We start from the raw sequence: 19145 nt of genomic DNA on the forward strand, positions 1-19145 counted from the left end.
GGAATGATTTTCTATTATATTTCACAAATAATATATTAATATTATGAAAATTAAGAATTGTATATGAAATTATGAAAAAAATAATATTAAATTAATTTATAGTTAGGAGTAAAAGACGATGAAAGTTAAAAAAATTAATTTATTTATTATTATTTTTGCATTAATTACTAATATAATGGGAGGTCATTTACAAAACAAATTAAAAAAGCTAAATAACATTGAATGTTTTAGTTATATTGCTGATGAAATTTCTAAGGGGAGTTTAAACAATCAAGGTTATTTAAATGAATTTAATAGTTTAAGATTAGTTATAGATTCTAAAAATAGTGATAAACTTCCTGATAACTTTAGAAAGAGTAGTGATAGCATTGGTATTTTACAAAATAAAGATTTAAATTTAAAAGGATTAGATACCTTAAATGAATCAGGTAGTGCTCAATTTTCAGAAAATGGTATGTATCTTTTAAAGAAATCTATAGATGATAAATTTAATATATATATTGTGGATTTAAGAGAGGAATCACATGGCTTTATTAATGGCATAGCAGTAAGTTGGAAGAATGCTGAGAATAAAGCTAATAAGGGGCTTACAAAAGAACAGGTTATATTTGATGAAAATGAAAAGTTAAATTCAATTTCTATTGGAAACCCTATTACAATTTATAATAATAATGAACATTTAATAATTCCTGAAAAGGTTCAAAATGAAAAACAATTGGTTGAGAGTTCGAATATGTCTTATATTAGAATACCTGTTACTGATAATGAAAGACCAACAGATGATAAGGTAGATTATTTCGTAGATTTTATAAAAAATTTAAAGCCTAATTCTTGGTTACATTTTCATTGCAAACGTGGATTAGGAAGAACAACTACTTTTATGGTGATATATGATATAGTGAAAAATTCTAAAAATGTTAGTCTTGAAGATATAATGAAGAGACAAATATTACTTGGAGGGCAGAACTTAATTGTAGAGGAAAATAATAAATTTAATTATAAGAACTATTCACAAGAGAGATGGAATTTTTTAAAGAATTTTTATAATTATTCTCGTGAAAATAATGATAACTTTAAAACTAGTTGGTCTAGTTGGATTAAAAGTAAAGAATATGAAAAAACTGCATAAAATTTTAAGTTTTTTATTTGATAATTTATATAAAAAATATATAGTTAATATAAGGAATAATTAAAATTTTTATAGAGATTTCTATTCTATATATTAATTTAGAGATAAAATATATAAATTTAGGATAAATCAATATATAGTAATCTATGAATATCATTTAGTAATAGTATAAAGGGGTGTTTTTATGGAAAATAGCAAGATTATAATTAAAGATGGTAAAAAAGTACCGGCAATTACAAGCTCACTTAGAAACCATATGATTAGATTACCTCTTGTAATAAGAGAAGCTACAGGAATAATAATAAATGGCAAAAGAATAAAATCATTATTATTTTCTACAGATGTAGCCATTATAAAAAATACTAATGCAGATGCTATAATTGCAGTTTATCCTTTTACTCCTCAACCTATAATCACAGAAAGTATTATTATGGCTGCAGATGTTCCAGTATTTTGTGGAGTTGGAGGAGGAATTACTCAAGGAAGAAGAGTTTTAAATTTAGCTTTAGATGGAGAGTTTAAGGGAGCTGCAGGAGTTGTTGTTAATGCACCTACTTCAAATGAAATAATAAAAAAATTATATGAATCTATAGATATACCAGTTATAGTTACAATAGCTTCAGAAAAAGATGATTTTGCTGAAAGAATTAATTCTGGAGCAACTATTTTAAATGTTTCTGGTGGTAAAAGTACTCCTTCTATAGTTTCTAGAATAAGGGAAGAATTTCCTGATTTCCCTATAATAGCTACAGGAGGGCCGACAGAAGAGACAATAAAAGAAACCATATTGTCAGGAGCAAATGCAATAACTTATACTCCTCCTACAGCTGGTGAAATATTTAGTAAGATTATGCTTAAATATAGGGGAGAATAATAAACAAAATTTTATTAATAAAATAATTATTTATTAAGTTTTGTTTTTAAATTTTAAATATTTAAAATGCAAGAATTATTTTAAATAAAATATAAAAAAATATTACACTATGGTATACTATTTAAAGAGGATTTATGAACAATATTCTGAAAAAACAGAGGTGAAATAATGCAATATAACTCTAATAAGTTTATAATAGATAGAGTAGAAGGCAATATAGCCGTATGTGAAGATAACAAAGGTAATATGATTAATATTAATATAAAATATATAATAGGAAAAATAAAAGAAGGCTCAGTTATTATAAAAAAGAATTCTTTATATTATATAGATGAAAATCTTACTAAAAAAAGAAAAAAAGAAATAGAAGAATTAGTGAAAGGATTATGGGTAGAATAATGGGCGAAGAAAAAAATAATGGCATTAAATCATTCTTTTTTGACTGGATGATTCCAATCATAGCAGCAATAGTTTTAACTCTATTAATAAACAAATTTTTAATATTTAAAGTATCAGTTCCAACAGGTTCGATGTCGCCTACTATTAAGCCTGGAGACCAAATTTTTGTAACTAAAATATATAATCCTAAGTCAATAAAAAGAGGAGATATAGTAGTATTTTATTCTCACGAACTAAATGACAGATTAATTAAAAGAGTTATAGGACTTCCAGGAGAAAAAGTAGAAATCAAAGATGATGGAAAAGTTTATATTGATGGGAAGCTATTAGATGAACCTTATGTAAAATTTCCAAGTGATAAAAAAGCAAGCTTTGTAGTTCCAGAAGGAGAATATCTGATGCTTGGCGATAATAGGGCAGATTCACAGGATGCGCGTTATTGGAACAATCCATATATAGATGGAAAGGATATTAGTGCAAAAGCTGGATTAAGAGTATATCCATTTAATAGGTTTGGATTTGTTAATTAAGATTTTAAAAAATTTTCATTAATAGTAACAGAGTTGACACAATAAAATTTTATAATATATATATAATGGAAGGGTGAGAGTACATGAATAAACAATTAGACGAAAAAATCTTAAGCTATAGAGAGGATCTAATTAGTAAAGTACAAGAACTTATAAGAATTAAGAGTGTTGAGGGAGAACCTTTAGAAGGTAAACCATTTGGAGAGGGACCTGCAAAAGCTTTAGATAAAGCACTTGAAATTGCAAAAGAATTAGGATTTAAAACAGGTACAGTAGATGGTTATGCTGGCTATGCTGAATTTGGTGAAGGAAAAGACCATGTAGCAGTTTTAGGTCATTTAGATGTAGTTCCAGAGGGAGATGGATGGAATTTCCCACCATATGGAGCAGAAATTCATGATGGAAAGTTATATGGTAGAGGAGCTGTTGATGATAAGGGGCCTATAGTAGCAGCATTATATGGTGCAAAAGCTATAATGGATTTAAAATTACCAATAACAAAAAGAATAAGAGTTATATTTGGAACTAATGAAGAAACAGGATCACATGATATGGAGTACTATGTAAAAAAAGAAGAAGCACCAGTTTCAGGATTTACTCCAGATGCAGAGTTTCCGGTTATATTTGCTGAAAAAGGAATTACTACATTTAATTTAATGAAAAAATGTAATGGTTCTTTAGGAAATTATGAAGTTGAGTACATAAAAGGTGGAATAAGACCTAATATGGTTCCAGATTATTGTGAAACTGTAATAAAAGGTGATAAATTAGATGATATAAAAGAAAAAGCTGAAAATCTTGCTAAGAAGATAGGCTTTAAATTTGAATGTGCTTTAGAAGATGCTAAGATGAAAGTTAAATGTTTTGGTCATGGAGCTCATGGAAGTACACCAGAAAAAGGTAAAAATGCTGTAATGGCAATGTCTCAATTATTAGAAGATATATCAACAGAGGATACAGAGTTAGCAAAATATTTAAAATTCATAAATAAAAATATAGGTTTTGATACTAAGGGAACAGGATTAGGTTGTAATCTATCTGATGAGCCATCAGGAGATCTTTCATTTAATGCTGGTATGTTAAACTTTGATGGAGAAAATATAACTTTAGTAAATAACTTAAGATATCCAGTTACAGTTACTATAGATGATGTAATAAACCCTGTAAAAGAGGCAATAAAGGGAACCGGAATGGAAATAAAAGTTGTAGATGATACAAAACCTTTATATTATGATAAAGATAATCCAATGGTTGCAAAACTTCAAAATGTATTTAATGAGTTAACAGGACAAAAAATAGAGCCTCTAGCTATTGGTGGAGGAACATATGCAAAAGAAGTCAAGAATATAGTTGCATTCGGACCAGTATTTGATGACGATCCAGATGTAATGCATCAACCAAATGAATTTATAGATTTAGATAAATTAATGTTATGTGCTAAAATATATGGTAATGCAATATACGAATTAGCAAAATAATTTTTAAAACTAAAGATGATTATAATGTACGTAGGTAGAAGAGAGGTGTAGTATGTTCAAAGATAATAAAAAACTAAAGTACATTTTAATTTATGGTAGTATGGTTTTAGGAATGATCTTTATGGTTAATTATACTAGAACAATTATGACTACTAAGGAAATTCCATATAATGAATTTAACCAAATGCTTAAAGACGATCAAGTTAAAGCTGTACAAATAGCAAGGGATAAGATAACAATAGAGCCTAAAAAAGATACTAAATATGCAGGTAAAACTTTATATACTGTAAATGTAGGAGATCCAGACTTAATTAAAGATTTAAATACAGCTAATGTAACCTATAATGGAATAATTTCAAATGGTGTTAGTGTACTTGATATAGCATTATCTTGGATTTTACCACTTTTAATCTTCTTTCTAATAGGTAAACTTTTATTCGGAAGAATGGATAAGAAAATGGGCGGAGGAGTAATGTCCTTTGGCAAAAATACAGCAAAATTATATGCAGAAGATGAAACAGGGAAAACTTTTAAAGATGTGGCAGGACAAGAAGAGGCAAAAGAATCTTTAGTAGAAATTGTAGATTTTCTTCATGATCCTAATAAATATACTGAAATAGGAGCAAAATTACCTAAAGGAGCCTTATTAGTAGGACCTCCAGGAACAGGAAAAACATTACTTGCAAAAGCTGTAGCAGGAGAGGCTAAAGTTCCATTTTTCTCAATGTCTGGTTCAGATTTTGTTGAAATGTTTGTAGGTATGGGAGCTGCTAGAGTAAGAGATTTATTTAGGCAAGCAGAAGAAAAAGCTCCCTGTATAGTATTTATTGATGAAATTGATGCTATAGGTAAAAGCAGAGATGGAGCAATACAAGGAAATGATGAAAGAGAGCAAACTTTAAATCAACTTCTTTCAGAAATGGATGGATTTGATTCCTCTAAAGGTGTTGTTATATTAGCAGCAACTAATAGACCAGAAATTTTAGATAAAGCCCTTTTAAGACCTGGAAGATTTGATAGAAGAGTAATAGTGGATAGACCAGATCTTCAAGGTAGAGAAGCTATACTTAAAGTTCATGCAAAGGATGTTAGATTAGCAGATAATGTAGATTTTCTTTCAATTGCAAAAAGTACTCCTGGTGCTGTAGGAGCCGATCTTGCTAATATAGTAAACGAAGCTGCTTTAAGAGCTGTTAAGCATAATAGAAAAACAGTTATTCAAGAAGATTTAGAAGAAGCAGTGGAAGTTATAATAGCAGGTAAAGAGAAAAAAGATAGAATTTTATCTGAAAAAGAAAAGAAAATTGTTGCTTTCCATGAAGTAGGTCACGCATTAGTAGCAGCTCTTCTTAAGAATACAGATCCAGTTCATAAGATAACAATAGTTCCAAGAACTATGGGCGCTTTAGGTTATACTATGCAGCAGCCAGAAGAGGATAAATACTTAGTAACAAAGGAAGAAATGTTATCAGAAATTTCTACTTTACTTGGAGGTAGAGCTGCAGAAGAAGTTGAATTTAATACTATTTCAACTGGAGCATCAAATGATATAGAAAGAGCAACTCAATCAGCAAGAAGTATGGTTACAATTTATGGTATGACAGATAAATTCGATATGATGGCTTTAGAGTCAGTAACCAACAGATACCTAGATGGTAGACCAGTTCAAAACTGTTCTGCTAAAACTGCTGCGATTATTGATCAAGAAGCTTTAGCTATTATTAAAGAATGTCATAGAAAATCTATAGATATATTAAAAAATAATAGAGATCTTTTAAGTAAAATATCAGAAGCTCTTTTAGAAAAGGAAACTTTACTTGGTAATGAATTTATGGAATTTATATATGAAAAATATCCAGAAATGAAAAAAGAAGTAGAGGAAAAAGAAAAGAAAAAAGCAGAAATAGAAGCTAAGAAAAAAGAAATTTTAGCTGAAAGAATTGCAGAAAGAGAAGAGCTTCAAAGAAAAGCTCAAGAGATTAAAAAATTAGAGGATCAAAAAAAAGTCTTAGAACAAATTCATGAAGAAACAGTAGATTTAGACGGAAATAATTCTTCTGTTAATGATGAGATAAAAAATTACTTAGAGTCTTCAGAAGATCATACTTTAAATGAAGAACACAAAAAAGTAGATACTGATGAAGAAAAGTAATAAACTATTACAATAAATAATCAAGCAATGCTTTAAGCATTGCTTGATTACTTTATGTTATAAGTTGATTAAACTTAAAAAGGAAGGAAGATAATATGAATCTTGATAATTCAAAAGAAGTAGAATTATTAGTTGAAGAAAGAAAATTAGAAGATACACTTAATATTTTAAATGATGAAATTTTAAATTATATATCAAAAAGAAAACATATAATAAATTATATACTAGAATATAGAAAAAATTTTGTAGATGAATATAAGGATGATGAAGATCTTTTAATAGAATATTTTGACCATGAAAAGTATGTAAAAGAAGAAGCTTTTAAAACTATAGATAGAAGACTAAAAGAACTTACAGTATTAAAAGATTCACCTTACTTTGGAAGAATAACTTTTACAGAGGATGATGAAGAAACAGTAGATAATTTATATATAGGTAGATTTGGGGTAACACCAGAAGGAACCTTTGATCCTTTAATAGTGGATTGGAGAGCTCCTGTGGCATCCTTATTTTATAATGGAAACATAGGCAAAGCTTCCTATAAAGCTCCAGCAGGGGAAATAGATGTTGATATTTTAGGAAGAAGGCAATACATAATAAAAAAAGGTCAGTTAAAAGGTATGTTTGATTCAGCTTTAGATATTAAAGATGATATACTTCAAATGGTTTTAAGTGAAAATTCTAATGAAAAACTTAAAGATATAATAACTACTCTTCAGAAGGAACAAGATGAAATTATAAGAAAAGACAAAAATACCACTGTAATAGTTAATGGAGTTGCAGGAAGTGGAAAAACAACAGTTGCTCTTCATAGGGTGGCCTATCTTTTATATAATTATAGAAAGCAATTAGAAAATAGGGTTTTAATACTTGGCCCAAATACTATATTTATAGAATATATATCTCAGGTATTACCAAGTCTTGGAGAAGTAGGTGTAAAGCAACAAACATTTTTAAACTTTGCTTTAGAAGAAATAGATGAAGATATTAATGTTATGGATTTTGGCGAGTATATGGAAAAAATTCTTTCAGGGGATCAGAATTTTATAAAGAAGGTAAAAAGAAAAAGAAGTGAAGATTATATAAAAGAACTTGATAAATATATAGATGAGATGAATGAAGATTATTTTAAGTTTGAGCCGATTAAATATTTTAGTGAAGAGATAATATCATTAAAAGAAATAGAAGAGCTATTTAATAAATACTATGGTTATATGCCTTTGTTTAAAAGAAGTGAAAAAATAAAGAGAGTTTTAATATCAAAAATAAAGGATAAAAGGGACGAAAAAGTAAGAGAGTTAAAAAAGGAAATAGAAGAATATAAAAAATCTTTGACTAAAGATCAATTATTGATAGAATCTAATGATATTGAATTTAGAAAAAGATTGAAAATAAGAGAAATTGTAAGAGAAGTAATTAATTCAAGAGAAGATTTAGAAAGGTGGATAAAAAGGGAAAATATAATAAGATTATATAATAGTAAATTTAATGATAATGAAGAATTAACTATAGATGATTTAGCACCTATTCTTTATATGATGATAAAGTTAGAAGATAAGAAATCTAAAGATCAAATAAAACATGTGGTTATAGATGAAGGTCAAGATTATACATTACTTCAATTTAAAATAATAAAAGAACTTACAGGAGCTAATAGTTTTACTATTGTAGGAGATAAAAATCAAAGGTTTATATCTGGAGATTCTAACCCTGCAATGATTTCTTTAAATAATATACTTTTTAATAAAACAGATATTTATGAATTAAATAAAAGTTATAGATCTACTTATGAAATAATGGATTTTGCAAATAAATATTTAAAAGATGATAAAATAGTTCCCCTTGTAAGAAAAGGAAAAGATGTAGAAGTTGTAAAAGTACGAGAAAGAGATGATTTTATAAAATCTATAAATGAAAAAATTCATGATTTTAAAGAAGATGGATTAGAAAGTATAGCAGTTATTACAAGAAATATTGAAGATATAGAAAAGATATATAAAGAATTAAGAGAGAAAAATAATATAATAAAATTCTCTAATGAAAATATTATTTATAATGGTGGTTTAGTAATAATTCCATCATATTATGCAAAAGGATTAGAATTTGATGGAGTTATAATAGCAGATATAAATAGTGAAGAAGAAAAAAATCACTATGAAGAAGATTTAGTAAATTATATAATGGCTACTAGAGCACTTCATAGATTAGCAGTTATTAAAGAATAACAATAAAAAACTATGAAACTAAGATTTAAATCTTAGTTTCATAGTTTTTTTTGTGATTTTAATATTAAATAAATTTATTCGCTATGATTTTTTAATTATTTTCATTATAACTATATAATGATTCATTTGCATCTTCTTCACAAGTTATAGACTCTAAGAAATAACCATCTTTATTTAGTTCTTTTAATAAAGCTTTTAACATAGATGTTTCTTTATAGTCACAATAAGGATAACCAGCTTCATCTCTTTTAACTAAAATATCATCAAATTCTTTTGATGGATGATAGAAAAAGCTTGTCACAGTTTCACTTTTATTATTCCTTATTTTATTTATCATATCCTGTACATTTCTATCTTCAACATAACCTAAAGGTGCAGGAATAAATTTTGTTAAATTGTTTCTTCTACTAGTTATAATATTTTTATTCCATAAACCGATACATGGCTCATATACATAGTTAAAATATTCCTCAAGCATTGATTGGAATCTTTGAGAACTTCTATAATGTGGAGTTTCAAAGAATTTATAAGGTAAATTTAATTTAACAGCATCTTTAATAGCTTCTTGAACTCTTTCTCTTTCTTGTTTTGCAGAAAGATGATTTTCTTCTGTAAATTCAGAACCTATGACACTAACTTCATTGCCGTATTGATGAGTATAGCCATGAAGTCCAAGTATTCCACCACGATTTATAGCATAATCTAAGGAATATAAAAATTCAGTGTTTATAGGACTTATATTATTTGCTAAATCATTATCTATTTTATTTTTAGGATCTACATATCTAGGAATCCAGGCAATATGAAATCTTTGACCTTTTCTTTCTAGAAAATCTCCAATAGCCCTAAATTTTTCTAAATTATCATCGTTTAAATAAACGGTTCCTGCAACTACATCTTCTAATCTTATAAAAGAAGGATATTTTTTTTCTGAACTTTTTGCTTCTTTTTTGAAATCAATTTCTTTAATTTGATCGTTTAATTTACGCTTAAATAAAGTTATGGAATTATTTTTTGTATTCCAGCTACATTTTAAATTAGCTATTTCATTTATATCTATTAAAGAGAGATATAAATGGTTATTATAGATTCCATGTTCTCCTCTTAAATGCTTATTTACATTATCCTTTTTAAAAGTACTTTTATTTAAGTTAATAGAAACATTTTGATACTCATTGCTAATAACAGCTTTATTTTTGTTTAAGATAACCTTATATCCTAAGTAAGATAAAATTTCATCTACAGGTAAATATAATCTATTTTGATAATTATAAATTCCATTCTGAAAATTTAATTGATTGTTATTAACAATAAAAGTAATATTGCTTTTATTTTTTTCATTAAAAAGATTTTCTTTCACATCCTTTAAATGTTCTGATTTTAAATTAGCTAAAAATATTTTAGCAGATTGTCTTTTAGCATAACCGCTGTTTACAAAGAACTTTGATTTTAATATTTTATTTGGGAATATAAATAAAAATATTGATAAACATGCTATAAATAAGACAAATAAGTTTCTTTGGATAAAGACTTTTTTCTGCATTTTTCCTCCTCTTAAACCTAAAAATCACAAAAAATATGTATAATTTAATATTTAATTAAATTATACATCAATGAATTTATTATAAAGATGAATATATTATAAATAATTATTTATAATATATTCATCTTTATAATTTTATATTAGGCCTTGTTATAAGAGGAATTCAAGAGGAAATTAGTTTTGATTAACCTATAATTTTATATTTTTGTTTATATATAGTTAACAAATTTATGTATTAATACTTAAATATTTCTTGTATATAACGGTTATAGTAATAATTTATTTTAAAATAAATTTTATTATAATATTTTTTATAGTATTAAATTCTATTCAAAATAAAAGTTATGAATTTACCAAATTATAATTGGATAAATTCATAACCTTTAAATATTTGTTACTAAGATAATAAATATTTATTTAAATAAATTTTTAAAATATTATATTAAATATGAGTATAATAATTAATAAACAAAAATTCAGTAATATTTAATTTAAGGATTTTAAGTCGTATTTGTTAAATCGGTCTATTATGTCATTACAAATTTGATCAATTTTTTTAAAATCCATACTAGGAACATAATAATTTTCTAATTTATCATGTAATGACTTAGCTTCTTTTATACAATCTAAGCCCTTTTTTATAAGTTCTTCAAATTTAAGTCTATCATAAATTGTTTCTACTCTATTTTGTATTAATATATCTTTATTACAGATATCCTCCATAATTATTGTACTAAAATTAAAGGATTTTTTATTCAATTCATTAGAAGTTAATATTGCCATAGATGCTTTAGGAATAAAAATATGCTCTAATTTATTAGGATCAAGAGGATTATGATAAAATTCCACATCAAAGCCTGATTTTAAAGCAGCCTGTGCAACTGAACTTAAAACAGTACTTTTACCTAAACCAGGCTCTCCAGAAAGAACAGTTATATTAGTATATTCTTTATATAAAGTATCCACATAAGTTATTATTCCATTAGGTGTAAAGGCTGTAGCAAAAAGATGACGTTCATCTCCTCTATTTTTTGTATCGTTAAATATAGGAAAATAAAAACTAAGTTTTGATATAATGTTATCTAGTTTAGCTGTATTTAAAGCATTTTTATTAAAGTTTTCCCAATCCTCATAAATAGATTTTGCACTTTTAAAAAACCTATATGCTCTATTAAAATATTCTTTTATTGATTTACTTAATTCTATAATCTCTTTCTTTGAAGATTTTATATTTTCTTCATCCCAACAAGTGCCAAGATTTATAATTTCATCTACAGAACCTGGATATTTAGGATCAACAATATGAGGAGATGTACCATCTAATATACATAATTTTAATTCTAATATTACTATTCCATCTAAAGAATTATTATCAGATGAGCAGTGATGATATTCTATAGAATATCCTTTTGATAAATAATAGTTAGCGACTTTCTTCATTAAAGACGATTTCCCAGTTCCAGGGCCACCTTTTAAAATAAATATTTTATTTGCAGTTTCCTTATCTATCATATAGTCATAAAAAGAGTGAAATCCATTGGATGTATTTCCTCCAGGGAAAACATGTTTTTCCATAATCATTAAAATAACTCCTTAAGATTACTATAGATTATAATATGAAAAATTTTTAAATAAATGAATTAAAAAAAAGTTTTTTTAAAAATAATTATAAAAAGATATTGCATAAATATAATTTAATAGTGTATAATTATGCATAAATCAAAGAAAAAGATGAATAATAATATTATTATAGGTATTATTATGCAATGATATCTATATAAAATAATAGGGGGAATACAAATGCTAAAGAATTTATTAAAAAAAATATTTACAGTATCAATGGTTGGAATAATGGTTTTTAGTATGGTATCTTGTGGAAGCAACAAAAGTAATAAAAGTAATCAGGTGGAAAAAATTAAAGAATCAGGAAAGCTTGTTTTAGGAACTTGTGCAGATTATCCACCATATGAATTCCATAAAGTTGTAGATGGAGAAGATAAGATAATTGGATTTGATGTAGACATAGCAAGAGAGATTGCAAATGATATGGGATTAGACCTTGAGATTAAAGATATGGATTTTAAGGGATTATTAGCTGCCTTGGATTCTAATTCAGTAGATATGGTATTAGCTGGAATGAATCCTACACCAGAAAGAATTAAAAATAAGGACTTTTCAAATATTTACTATACTGCAGTTCATGGCATTATTGTTAGAGAAAATGATAAAAATAAAATAAAGAATATTGATGATTTAAGTGGACATAAAATTGGTGTTCAAAAAGGGACAGTTCAAGAAGAATTAGCAAATGAGCAAATTAAAGGTGCAGAAGTAAAGTCATTAGGAAAATTAACTGATTTAGTATTAGAACTTAAAAATAAAAAAATAGATGCAATAATATGTGAGGTTCCAGTAGCTAAGTTTTATGTTAATAATAATAAGGATTTATCATTAACAGATCTTAAATTAGAAGTTAAAGATGGAGAGCAAGGATCAGCAATTGCATTTAAAAAGGGATCTAAAGAGTTAGTAGATGAAGCAAATAAAGTATTAGATAATTTAAAAGAAACAGGAAAGATAGATAAATTTGTTGTTGAGTCTAATAAGCAAGTAGAGTAATACAAAGGGGAGGAAAGTGTAGCTTAGTTTTACCTTATATGATGGATATTTTTTATGAGTTACATAAAGAAATGATATGGATTTTGGATTTTTAAATAAATATTTAAATTTTTTTATAGAAGGAGCAAAATATACACTTATTATAGCTATTTTAACTGTATTATTAGGAACAATATTAGGGCTTATTTTAAGTCTTATGAAGATTTCCAAAAATAAAGTTTTAAATGGAATAGCGTCAGTTTATATAGAGTTTGTAAGAGGAACACCGGTACTTGTACAATTATACATAGTTTATTATGGAATGCCTTCTTTAGGAATAGAAATTCCTGATCTTTTAGCTGGAGTTATAACACTATCATTAAATAGCGGGGCATATATAGCAGAAATAATTAGGGCAGGTATAAATGCTGTTGATAAAGGACAAACTGAAGCAGCGAGAAGCTTAGGAATGAGTAGTTTTTTAACTATGAGATATATAATAATACCTCAAGCTTTTAAAAATATATTACCAGCCTTAGGTAATGAATTTATAACTATAATAAAGGAGTCATCAATAGTATCTATTATAGGAATTGGGGAATTAATGTATAAATCAGATACTGTAAAAGGATTAACTGGACAACCTTTTGAACCACTTATAGTTGCAGCAATAATGTATTTTATAATGACATTTACATTATCAAAGGTATTAGGACTTATGGAAAGGAGATTGAAGACTAGTGATATATATTAAAGAACTTAAAAAGAGCTTTGGAAAAAATCTTATATTAAAAGGCATAGATGATCATATAAAAAAAGGGGAAGTTTTAGTTGTTATAGGGCCAAGTGGTTCAGGTAAAAGTACATTTTTAAGATGTCTTAATCTTCTTGAAAAGCCTAATGGAGGAGAAATAATTTTCGAAGGCAAAGATCTTTTAGATAAAAAAATCAATATAAATAAGATAAGAGAAAAGATGGGTATGGTATTTCAAGGGTTTAATCTTTTTCCACATAAAACAGTGTTAGAAAACTTGATTATTGCTCCAATGAAAGTAAAAAGTAAAGGAAAAGAAGAAGCTAAAAAATTAGCTTTAAATTTACTAAAAAAAGTTGGACTAGAAGAAAAAGCAAATTCATATCCAGGATCTTTATCTGGAGGACAAAAACAGAGAATAGCAATAGCAAGAGCTTTAGCTATGGAACCAGATGTTATGTTATTTGATGAGCCTACATCAGCTTTAGATCCAGAAATGGTTGGAGAAGTTTTAAATGTTATGAAAGATTTAGCTAAAGAAGGAATGACCATGATTGTTGTAACTCATGAAATGGGATTTGCAAAAGAAGTTGCAGATAGAATAATATTTATGGATAATGGACGAATACTAGAAAATGGGACTCCGGAGGAGTTTTTTTCAAATACTAAAAGTAGTAGAGCTAAAGAATTTTTATCAAAAGTATTATAAATATAATATTAAATGAAAAAGATATAAGAGAAAATTAAATTTTTATAAGAGGTTATAATATAGATAAATTGAAAAAAACTTAAAATATTATAAATATAAGATTAAATTTAGTGACTAAGTGCTTTTTAAAATATTTTAGAAAGCACTTTTATAATTATTGATAATAAACATTAATTTTAAAATATTATGTAATTGAATTTTTAAGGTGTTAATTTATTACTTTAAAAATAAGTATAATATTTTTAAAAATCATAGATTAATTTTGGAAATAAATAATCTAAATATATGTTATTAAGTAATCTAATTAAAGGATAGGTTAATAACATATATACAACATTTAGTGGAAAATACAAATTTATTAATATATAATTGGTTTATAAAAATTTTTATTAATAATAACAATAAAATACTTTACAAAAATAGGAAAGGTGATAAGGAGTATACTAATGAGTACAAGTAAATTAAAAGATTTATTTAAAAATATTATTAATTCTTATGGAATTATAATAATAACTTTTGCTGTATTAATGATAAAATCAATATGTTTTTTATCAATGCTTAGAACGCCTAATTCAACATCTATGGATTTTGGTAGGGCATATTTTCAAAGTCCACCAATGCTTGCACATATAGCTTTTATAGTAGTACTTTTATCTTTTGGATTTTTATTTAAAAAAAGAAGAAGAGAATATTGTTTTGTAATAGACATATTAGTATCTGTAGTGCTTTTATTAGATATTTGGTACTTTAGAGCTAATGGTACATTTCTATCAGTAAGACAACTTTTGCATAGAGAGTTATTTAATCCATTAGGAAAAAATCTAATATTACCATCAGCTGTAGATATAGTATTTTTCATAGACATAATAGCAGTTTTTGTGTTAATAGATTTAAAACATATAATTAAAAAAGATTTAATAAAAAATGTTTTTGTTGATGCAAAAAGAAGATGGATTTCATTTATTGTTACCTTTGTAGGTTCAATAGGAATAATAGCTTGGTCACATTATTATATAGACGTAATAGATGGAACTAAAGGAAAAAAGATGTTATTTCAAACAGCTTGGGCACCGTTTCAAACTATGTCAAATTTAAGTCCTTTAGGATTTCACTATTATGATATATATAAATATGGAATAAGTAAACCAGAAGTTAAATTATCAGAAAAGGATAAAAAAGAAATTTCTAATTGGTTAGAAGCTAATAAAGAGAACTTACCAGATAATAAATTTAAAGGTATGTTTAAAGGAAAAAATGTTATTGCAGTACAAATAGAATCTTTAGAGAATTTTGTTATAGGTCAAAAAGTTTATGGACAGGAAATAACTCCTAATCTAAACAAAATGCTAGGAAATAGCTTATACTTTGATAATATTTATGAGCAGAATAATTCAGGAACTAGTTCTGATTGCGATGTTATGGTAAATACATCAATATTACCTATAAGAAAAGGTGCTACTGTATATGAATTCCCTTGGGTAAATTTACCTTCTTTCCCTAAAGTTTTAGCTTCAATGGGATATACAACAGTATCTGCTCATGCAGAAGAGCCAGGTAGTTGGAACTGGGCAGAAGCTCATAAAGGAATGTTTGGATTCCAAGAAAGTTGGGATATATCTAAATTTAATGAAGATGAAGTGATTGGCTTAGGTCTTTCAGATAGATCATTTATGACGCAAATTGCTACTAAATTAAAAAATGTAAAACAACCTTTTTATAATTTTTTTGCAACATTAACAAGTCATGGACCATTTGAAATGCCAGAAAAATATAAGTATTTAAAATTACCTAAGGAGTTTGATGATACAATTTTAGGTGCATATTTTCAAAGTGTTAGATATGTAGATGAGCAAATAGCTACATTTGTAAATCAACTAAAAGAAGAGGGACTTTTAGATAATACATTAATTATGATATATGGAGACCATACAGGAGTTCATAAATTCTATAATGATAAGTTGAAAGATATTAAATTAGAAGGTGACTGGTGGCAAGAATTTGATAAAAAGATACCATTTATAATTTATAATCCTAGTATAAATGGAGAAACAATAAATGCAGCAGGTGGTCAAATAGATTTTTACCCAACTGTATCATATCTTTTAGGAGTTGATGATAATAAATTAGAAGGCAAAATAATGGGTAGAAATTTATTAAATACAAATAGAAACTCATCTATATTAAACAATGGTGAAGTTAAAGGAGAGACTAAATCAAAAGAAGAAGAAAATCATGTAAAACAAAGTTTAGATGTAGCAAATAAAATAATTACAGGAAATTATTTTAATAATTAAAATATAGATATAAAATTAATAATATTTTTATATTAAATGTAACATAATAAATATAAGATAATTTAAATATGCTATTCGGTATAGAATTTCTATACTGAATAGCATAATTTTTTAAATTTAATAAAATAGGAGGAAGTAAACATGAATAGAAACAAGGCAATAGTAGGCATTATTTCTATAGCTTTATTAGTAGTAATTTTTGCTGGAGTATTTTACTATAGGAAATCTAATAATATTACAAATAACAAAATTACAAATGATATAAAAAAAGATGAAGAACAGAATATTTTGAGTCCTCAAGATAGTGAAAAGAACTTAGAACAAGAAAAGGTAAAAGAGAATATTGATAATCCACCTAGTGTAAATAATAAATTAGAAGTAACTGAGCCTAATATAAATAATCCTAAAAACAATAATATAGCTAATAATATAGATCCAAATAAAATAAAAGAGAAAACTAATATTCAAGATATTCCGGAAAAAATAAAAGAAAAGGCTTCAACTGTTAAAGAAAATATTCAATCAAAGGCTGGAGTTAACCCAGGGGAAATTGTTCCTAAAAGTGAAAATATAGAAAATAAAAACAATGGAGATGGGTATATAGGAGAAGTTGAACAGCTTATATTTCAAAAGGTAAATGAAGAGAGAAAAAAAGCAAGCGTAGCTCCATTAACTTATAATAAAACAATGGAAAAATACGCTAGAATAAAATCTAAAGATATGTCTGATAGAAAATATTTTGATCATAAAGATCCAGATGGCAAATATATAAAAGATCAAATGATTAAAGATGGTGTTTCATTTTCTGCTTGGGCAGAGAATATAGCATATATTACAGGTGAAAAAGATAATGCTACCGTTGCTAATCAATTTATGAATAATTGGATGAATTCTCAAGGGCATAGAGCAAATATATTATCATCAGAATATCAATCAATTGGTGTTGGAGTTTATAAAATAGGAAATACATATTATGCAACACAAGAGTTTTACAAATAACATTTAATAAAATTTATTTAAACATTACTACAATAAAAATATAATCCACAGTAAATATTTAAATTTAAAGATTTACTGTGGATTTACTTTATATCAAAAACTTTAATCATAATTTTTATTTTAATTGATTATAATAGTTATTTCTAAACTTCATGGAAATCATTATCTATAGTTATTATACAGTTATAGTCAGGATGAATTGATTTCATTTCTGAAATTATTTGAGCTTTTAATTCATCTTCACTCATAATTTTGTTTAATGTATTTGGATTAACTACTACATCAAATATAAGATTTTTATGGTCTCCTTCTCCTATTATTCTAAAATCATGGAATGATTTTATTAAAGGATTATATTTGATTATTTTTTCGATTTCTTTTCTAGTTTCTTTTATTTCTTCAGTTTCTACAGATATAGGATCCATGTGTATAACTAAATAAATATTAAGTTTTTTTGATAATTCTCTTTCAGCAGTATCTATAATTTCATGTATTTTCATTACATTTATAGATGCTGGAATTTCTGCGTGTATTGATGCCATACACTTTCCAGGTCCATAATTATGAATAATTAAGTCATGAACTCCTGTAATGTTATCATAAGATAAAACCCCTTCAGTTATAGCTTTTACAAGTTCTGGAGATGGTGCTTCTCCTATAAGTGGACCAATAGTATCCTTTACTAAGGTAAAGCCGGAATATAATATTGCTAAAGCAACTAAAACTCCAACATATCCATCGATAGGCAAGGATGTAAACATAGGTGTTAATAATGATAAGACAACAACAGAAGAAGTAAAAACATCTCCCATTGCATCTAAAGCTGCCGCTTTAAGAGCAGTAGAATTAATTCTATTACCCATAAATTTATTAAATTTACTAAGCCATAGTTTAAAGCCTATAGATACTAAAACTAAAATAAAGGGGATAAGTTCAAACTTTAGTGGCTTTGGATTAAGAATTGTAGATATAGATGTTTTTATAAACTCAAAACCTACAATTATCACCATGAATGAAACTATTAAAGCGGATATATACTCTATTCTCCCATGACCAAAGGGATGTTCTTTATCAGCAGGAGCTTTAGATAATTTAAAGCCTATAATAGTTATTATAGATGATGCTGCATCGGATAGATTGTTAAAAGCATCAGCTAAAACTGCTATACTTCCACTAAGAAGACCTGCAACTACCTTTATTATAAAAAGTAAAGAATTTATTATAATTCCAACAATACCACCTAAGTATCCATAAGATACACGAACGTTTTCATCTTCCACATCAGAATTATTTTTAATAAATTTATTTACCAAAAATTTACTAATCATAAAAGTCATACCTCCATTTCTATAAAGGTTAATTATGTAAAGTTTTCACTCTTATACTATCATATATTACTATTTAATTATATACATAAATATAAGAAAACAATCAATTGTTAATTAATTTATAATTAAATTT

The 19145-nt window shown here is 26.1% G+C and carries 15 protein-coding genes; 12 read left to right on the forward strand and 3 right to left on the reverse strand.

Annotated elements, in window-relative coordinates:
- Nucleotides 1-118 precede the first annotated feature (118 nt).
- The 7 genes from BUA70_RS09560 (at nt 119) to BUA70_RS09590 (ending at nt 8787) form a co-directional block, all read left to right on the forward strand.
- Entirely contained in the window at nt 119-1129 is a 1011-nt protein-coding gene (locus BUA70_RS09560) for a fused DSP-PTPase phosphatase/NAD kinase-like protein (protein WP_242977334.1), read from the forward strand.
- Nucleotides 1130-1313: 184 nt separating this feature from the next.
- Nucleotides 1314-2003, forward strand: coding sequence for a beta/alpha barrel domain-containing protein (locus BUA70_RS09565; protein WP_072896755.1), 690 nt, complete (start codon nt 1314-1316; stop codon nt 2001-2003).
- Nucleotides 2004-2171: 168 nt separating this feature from the next.
- Entirely contained in the window at nt 2172-2402 is a 231-nt protein-coding gene (locus tag BUA70_RS09570; protein ID WP_072896758.1) for a DUF3006 domain-containing protein, read from the forward strand.
- Nucleotides 2390-2932, forward strand: a complete 543-nt coding sequence (gene lepB, locus BUA70_RS09575) for a signal peptidase I (RefSeq protein ID WP_242977333.1) — start codon at nt 2390-2392, stop codon at nt 2930-2932. Before BUA70_RS09570 ends, lepB begins: the two co-directional genes overlap by 13 nt.
- 83 nt (nt 2933-3015) lie before the next feature.
- On the forward strand, nt 3016-4410 hold the full coding sequence (gene pepV / locus BUA70_RS09580) for a dipeptidase PepV (protein WP_072896762.1): 1395 nt from the start codon (nt 3016-3018) through the stop codon (nt 4408-4410).
- A gap of 52 nt (nt 4411-4462) precedes the next feature.
- Entirely contained in the window at nt 4463-6562 is a 2100-nt protein-coding gene (gene ftsH, locus BUA70_RS09585) for an ATP-dependent zinc metalloprotease FtsH (RefSeq protein WP_072896764.1), read from the forward strand.
- Between the two features lie 95 nt (nt 6563-6657).
- A complete protein-coding gene (locus BUA70_RS09590) occupies nt 6658-8787 on the forward strand; it encodes a HelD family protein (RefSeq protein WP_072896765.1) in 2130 nt (709 codons plus the stop codon).
- A 91-nt stretch (nt 8788-8878) separates the two neighbouring features.
- On the opposite strand, the gene BUA70_RS09595 is transcribed toward BUA70_RS09590, so the two are convergent.
- Complete coding sequence (locus BUA70_RS09595) at nt 8879-10330, reverse strand: DUF2334 domain-containing protein (RefSeq protein WP_072896766.1); 1452 nt, start codon at nt 10328-10330, stop codon at nt 8879-8881.
- Nucleotides 10331-10816: 486 nt separating this feature from the next.
- Entirely contained in the window at nt 10817-11911 is a 1095-nt protein-coding gene (locus BUA70_RS09600; RefSeq protein ID WP_072896767.1) for a PRK06851 family protein, read from the reverse strand.
- Nucleotides 11912-12130: 219 nt separating this feature from the next.
- On the opposite strand from BUA70_RS09600, the gene BUA70_RS09605 reads away from it, so the two are divergent.
- From BUA70_RS09605 to BUA70_RS09625, 5 genes are all read left to right on the forward strand, one after another.
- A complete protein-coding gene (locus BUA70_RS09605; protein WP_072896768.1) occupies nt 12131-12949 on the forward strand; it encodes a transporter substrate-binding domain-containing protein in 819 nt (272 codons plus the stop codon).
- A 76-nt stretch (nt 12950-13025) separates the two neighbouring features.
- Nucleotides 13026-13682 carry an amino acid ABC transporter permease gene (locus BUA70_RS09610; protein WP_072896769.1) on the forward strand — a complete coding sequence of 219 codons (657 nt, stop codon included), beginning with the start codon at nt 13026-13028 and terminating at the stop codon, nt 13680-13682.
- Nucleotides 13669-14391, forward strand: coding sequence for an amino acid ABC transporter ATP-binding protein (locus BUA70_RS09615; protein ID WP_072896770.1), 723 nt, complete (start codon nt 13669-13671; stop codon nt 14389-14391). The genes BUA70_RS09610 and BUA70_RS09615 overlap by 14 nt, the downstream gene beginning before the upstream one ends.
- A 446-nt stretch (nt 14392-14837) precedes the next feature.
- On the forward strand, nt 14838-16685 hold the full coding sequence (locus tag BUA70_RS09620) for an LTA synthase family protein (protein ID WP_072896772.1): 1848 nt from the start codon (nt 14838-14840) through the stop codon (nt 16683-16685).
- Nucleotides 16686-16826: 141 nt separating this feature from the next.
- Nucleotides 16827-17684, forward strand: a complete 858-nt coding sequence (locus tag BUA70_RS09625; RefSeq protein ID WP_072896774.1) for a CAP domain-containing protein — start codon at nt 16827-16829, stop codon at nt 17682-17684.
- 143 nt (nt 17685-17827) lie between these two features.
- On the opposite strand, the gene BUA70_RS09630 is transcribed toward BUA70_RS09625, so the two are convergent.
- Complete coding sequence (locus BUA70_RS09630; RefSeq protein ID WP_072896777.1) at nt 17828-19012, reverse strand: cation diffusion facilitator family transporter; 1185 nt, start codon at nt 19010-19012, stop codon at nt 17828-17830.
- Nucleotides 19013-19145 lie beyond the last annotated feature (133 nt).

Origin of the sequence: Clostridium fallax, from assembly GCF_900129365.1 — a bacterium.
GTDB classification, from domain to species: Bacteria; Bacillota; Clostridia; order Clostridiales; family Clostridiaceae; genus Clostridium_AH; species Clostridium_AH fallax.

Excerpts from the sequence above, each read along its gene's own strand:
- BUA70_RS09600 (WP_072896767.1), bottom strand. The coding sequence starts at position 11,911 with ATGATTATGGAAAAACATGTTTTCCCTGGAGGAAATACATCCAATGGA.
- BUA70_RS09620 (WP_072896772.1), top strand. The coding sequence starts at position 14,838 with ATGAGTACAAGTAAATTAAAAGATTTATTTAAAAATATTATTAATTCT.
- BUA70_RS09570 (WP_072896758.1), top strand. The coding sequence starts at position 2,172 with ATGCAATATAACTCTAATAAGTTTATAATAGATAGAGTAGAAGGCAAT.
- BUA70_RS09625 (WP_072896774.1), top strand. The coding sequence starts at position 16,827 with ATGAATAGAAACAAGGCAATAGTAGGCATTATTTCTATAGCTTTATTA.
- pepV (WP_072896762.1), top strand. The coding sequence starts at position 3,016 with ATGAATAAACAATTAGACGAAAAAATCTTAAGCTATAGAGAGGATCTA.
- BUA70_RS09590 (WP_072896765.1), top strand. The coding sequence starts at position 6,658 with ATGAATCTTGATAATTCAAAAGAAGTAGAATTATTAGTTGAAGAAAGA.
- ftsH (WP_072896764.1), top strand. The coding sequence starts at position 4,463 with ATGTTCAAAGATAATAAAAAACTAAAGTACATTTTAATTTATGGTAGT.
- BUA70_RS09605 (WP_072896768.1), top strand. The coding sequence starts at position 12,131 with ATGCTAAAGAATTTATTAAAAAAAATATTTACAGTATCAATGGTTGGA.
- lepB (WP_242977333.1), top strand. The coding sequence starts at position 2,390 with ATGGGTAGAATAATGGGCGAAGAAAAAAATAATGGCATTAAATCATTC.
- BUA70_RS09610 (WP_072896769.1), top strand. The coding sequence starts at position 13,026 with ATGGATTTTGGATTTTTAAATAAATATTTAAATTTTTTTATAGAAGGA.
- BUA70_RS09595 (WP_072896766.1), bottom strand. The coding sequence starts at position 10,330 with ATGCAGAAAAAAGTCTTTATCCAAAGAAACTTATTTGTCTTATTTATA.
- BUA70_RS09560 (WP_242977334.1), top strand. The coding sequence starts at position 119 with ATGAAAGTTAAAAAAATTAATTTATTTATTATTATTTTTGCATTAATT.
- BUA70_RS09565 (WP_072896755.1), top strand. The coding sequence starts at position 1,314 with ATGGAAAATAGCAAGATTATAATTAAAGATGGTAAAAAAGTACCGGCA.
- BUA70_RS09630 (WP_072896777.1), bottom strand. The coding sequence starts at position 19,012 with ATGATTAGTAAATTTTTGGTAAATAAATTTATTAAAAATAATTCTGAT.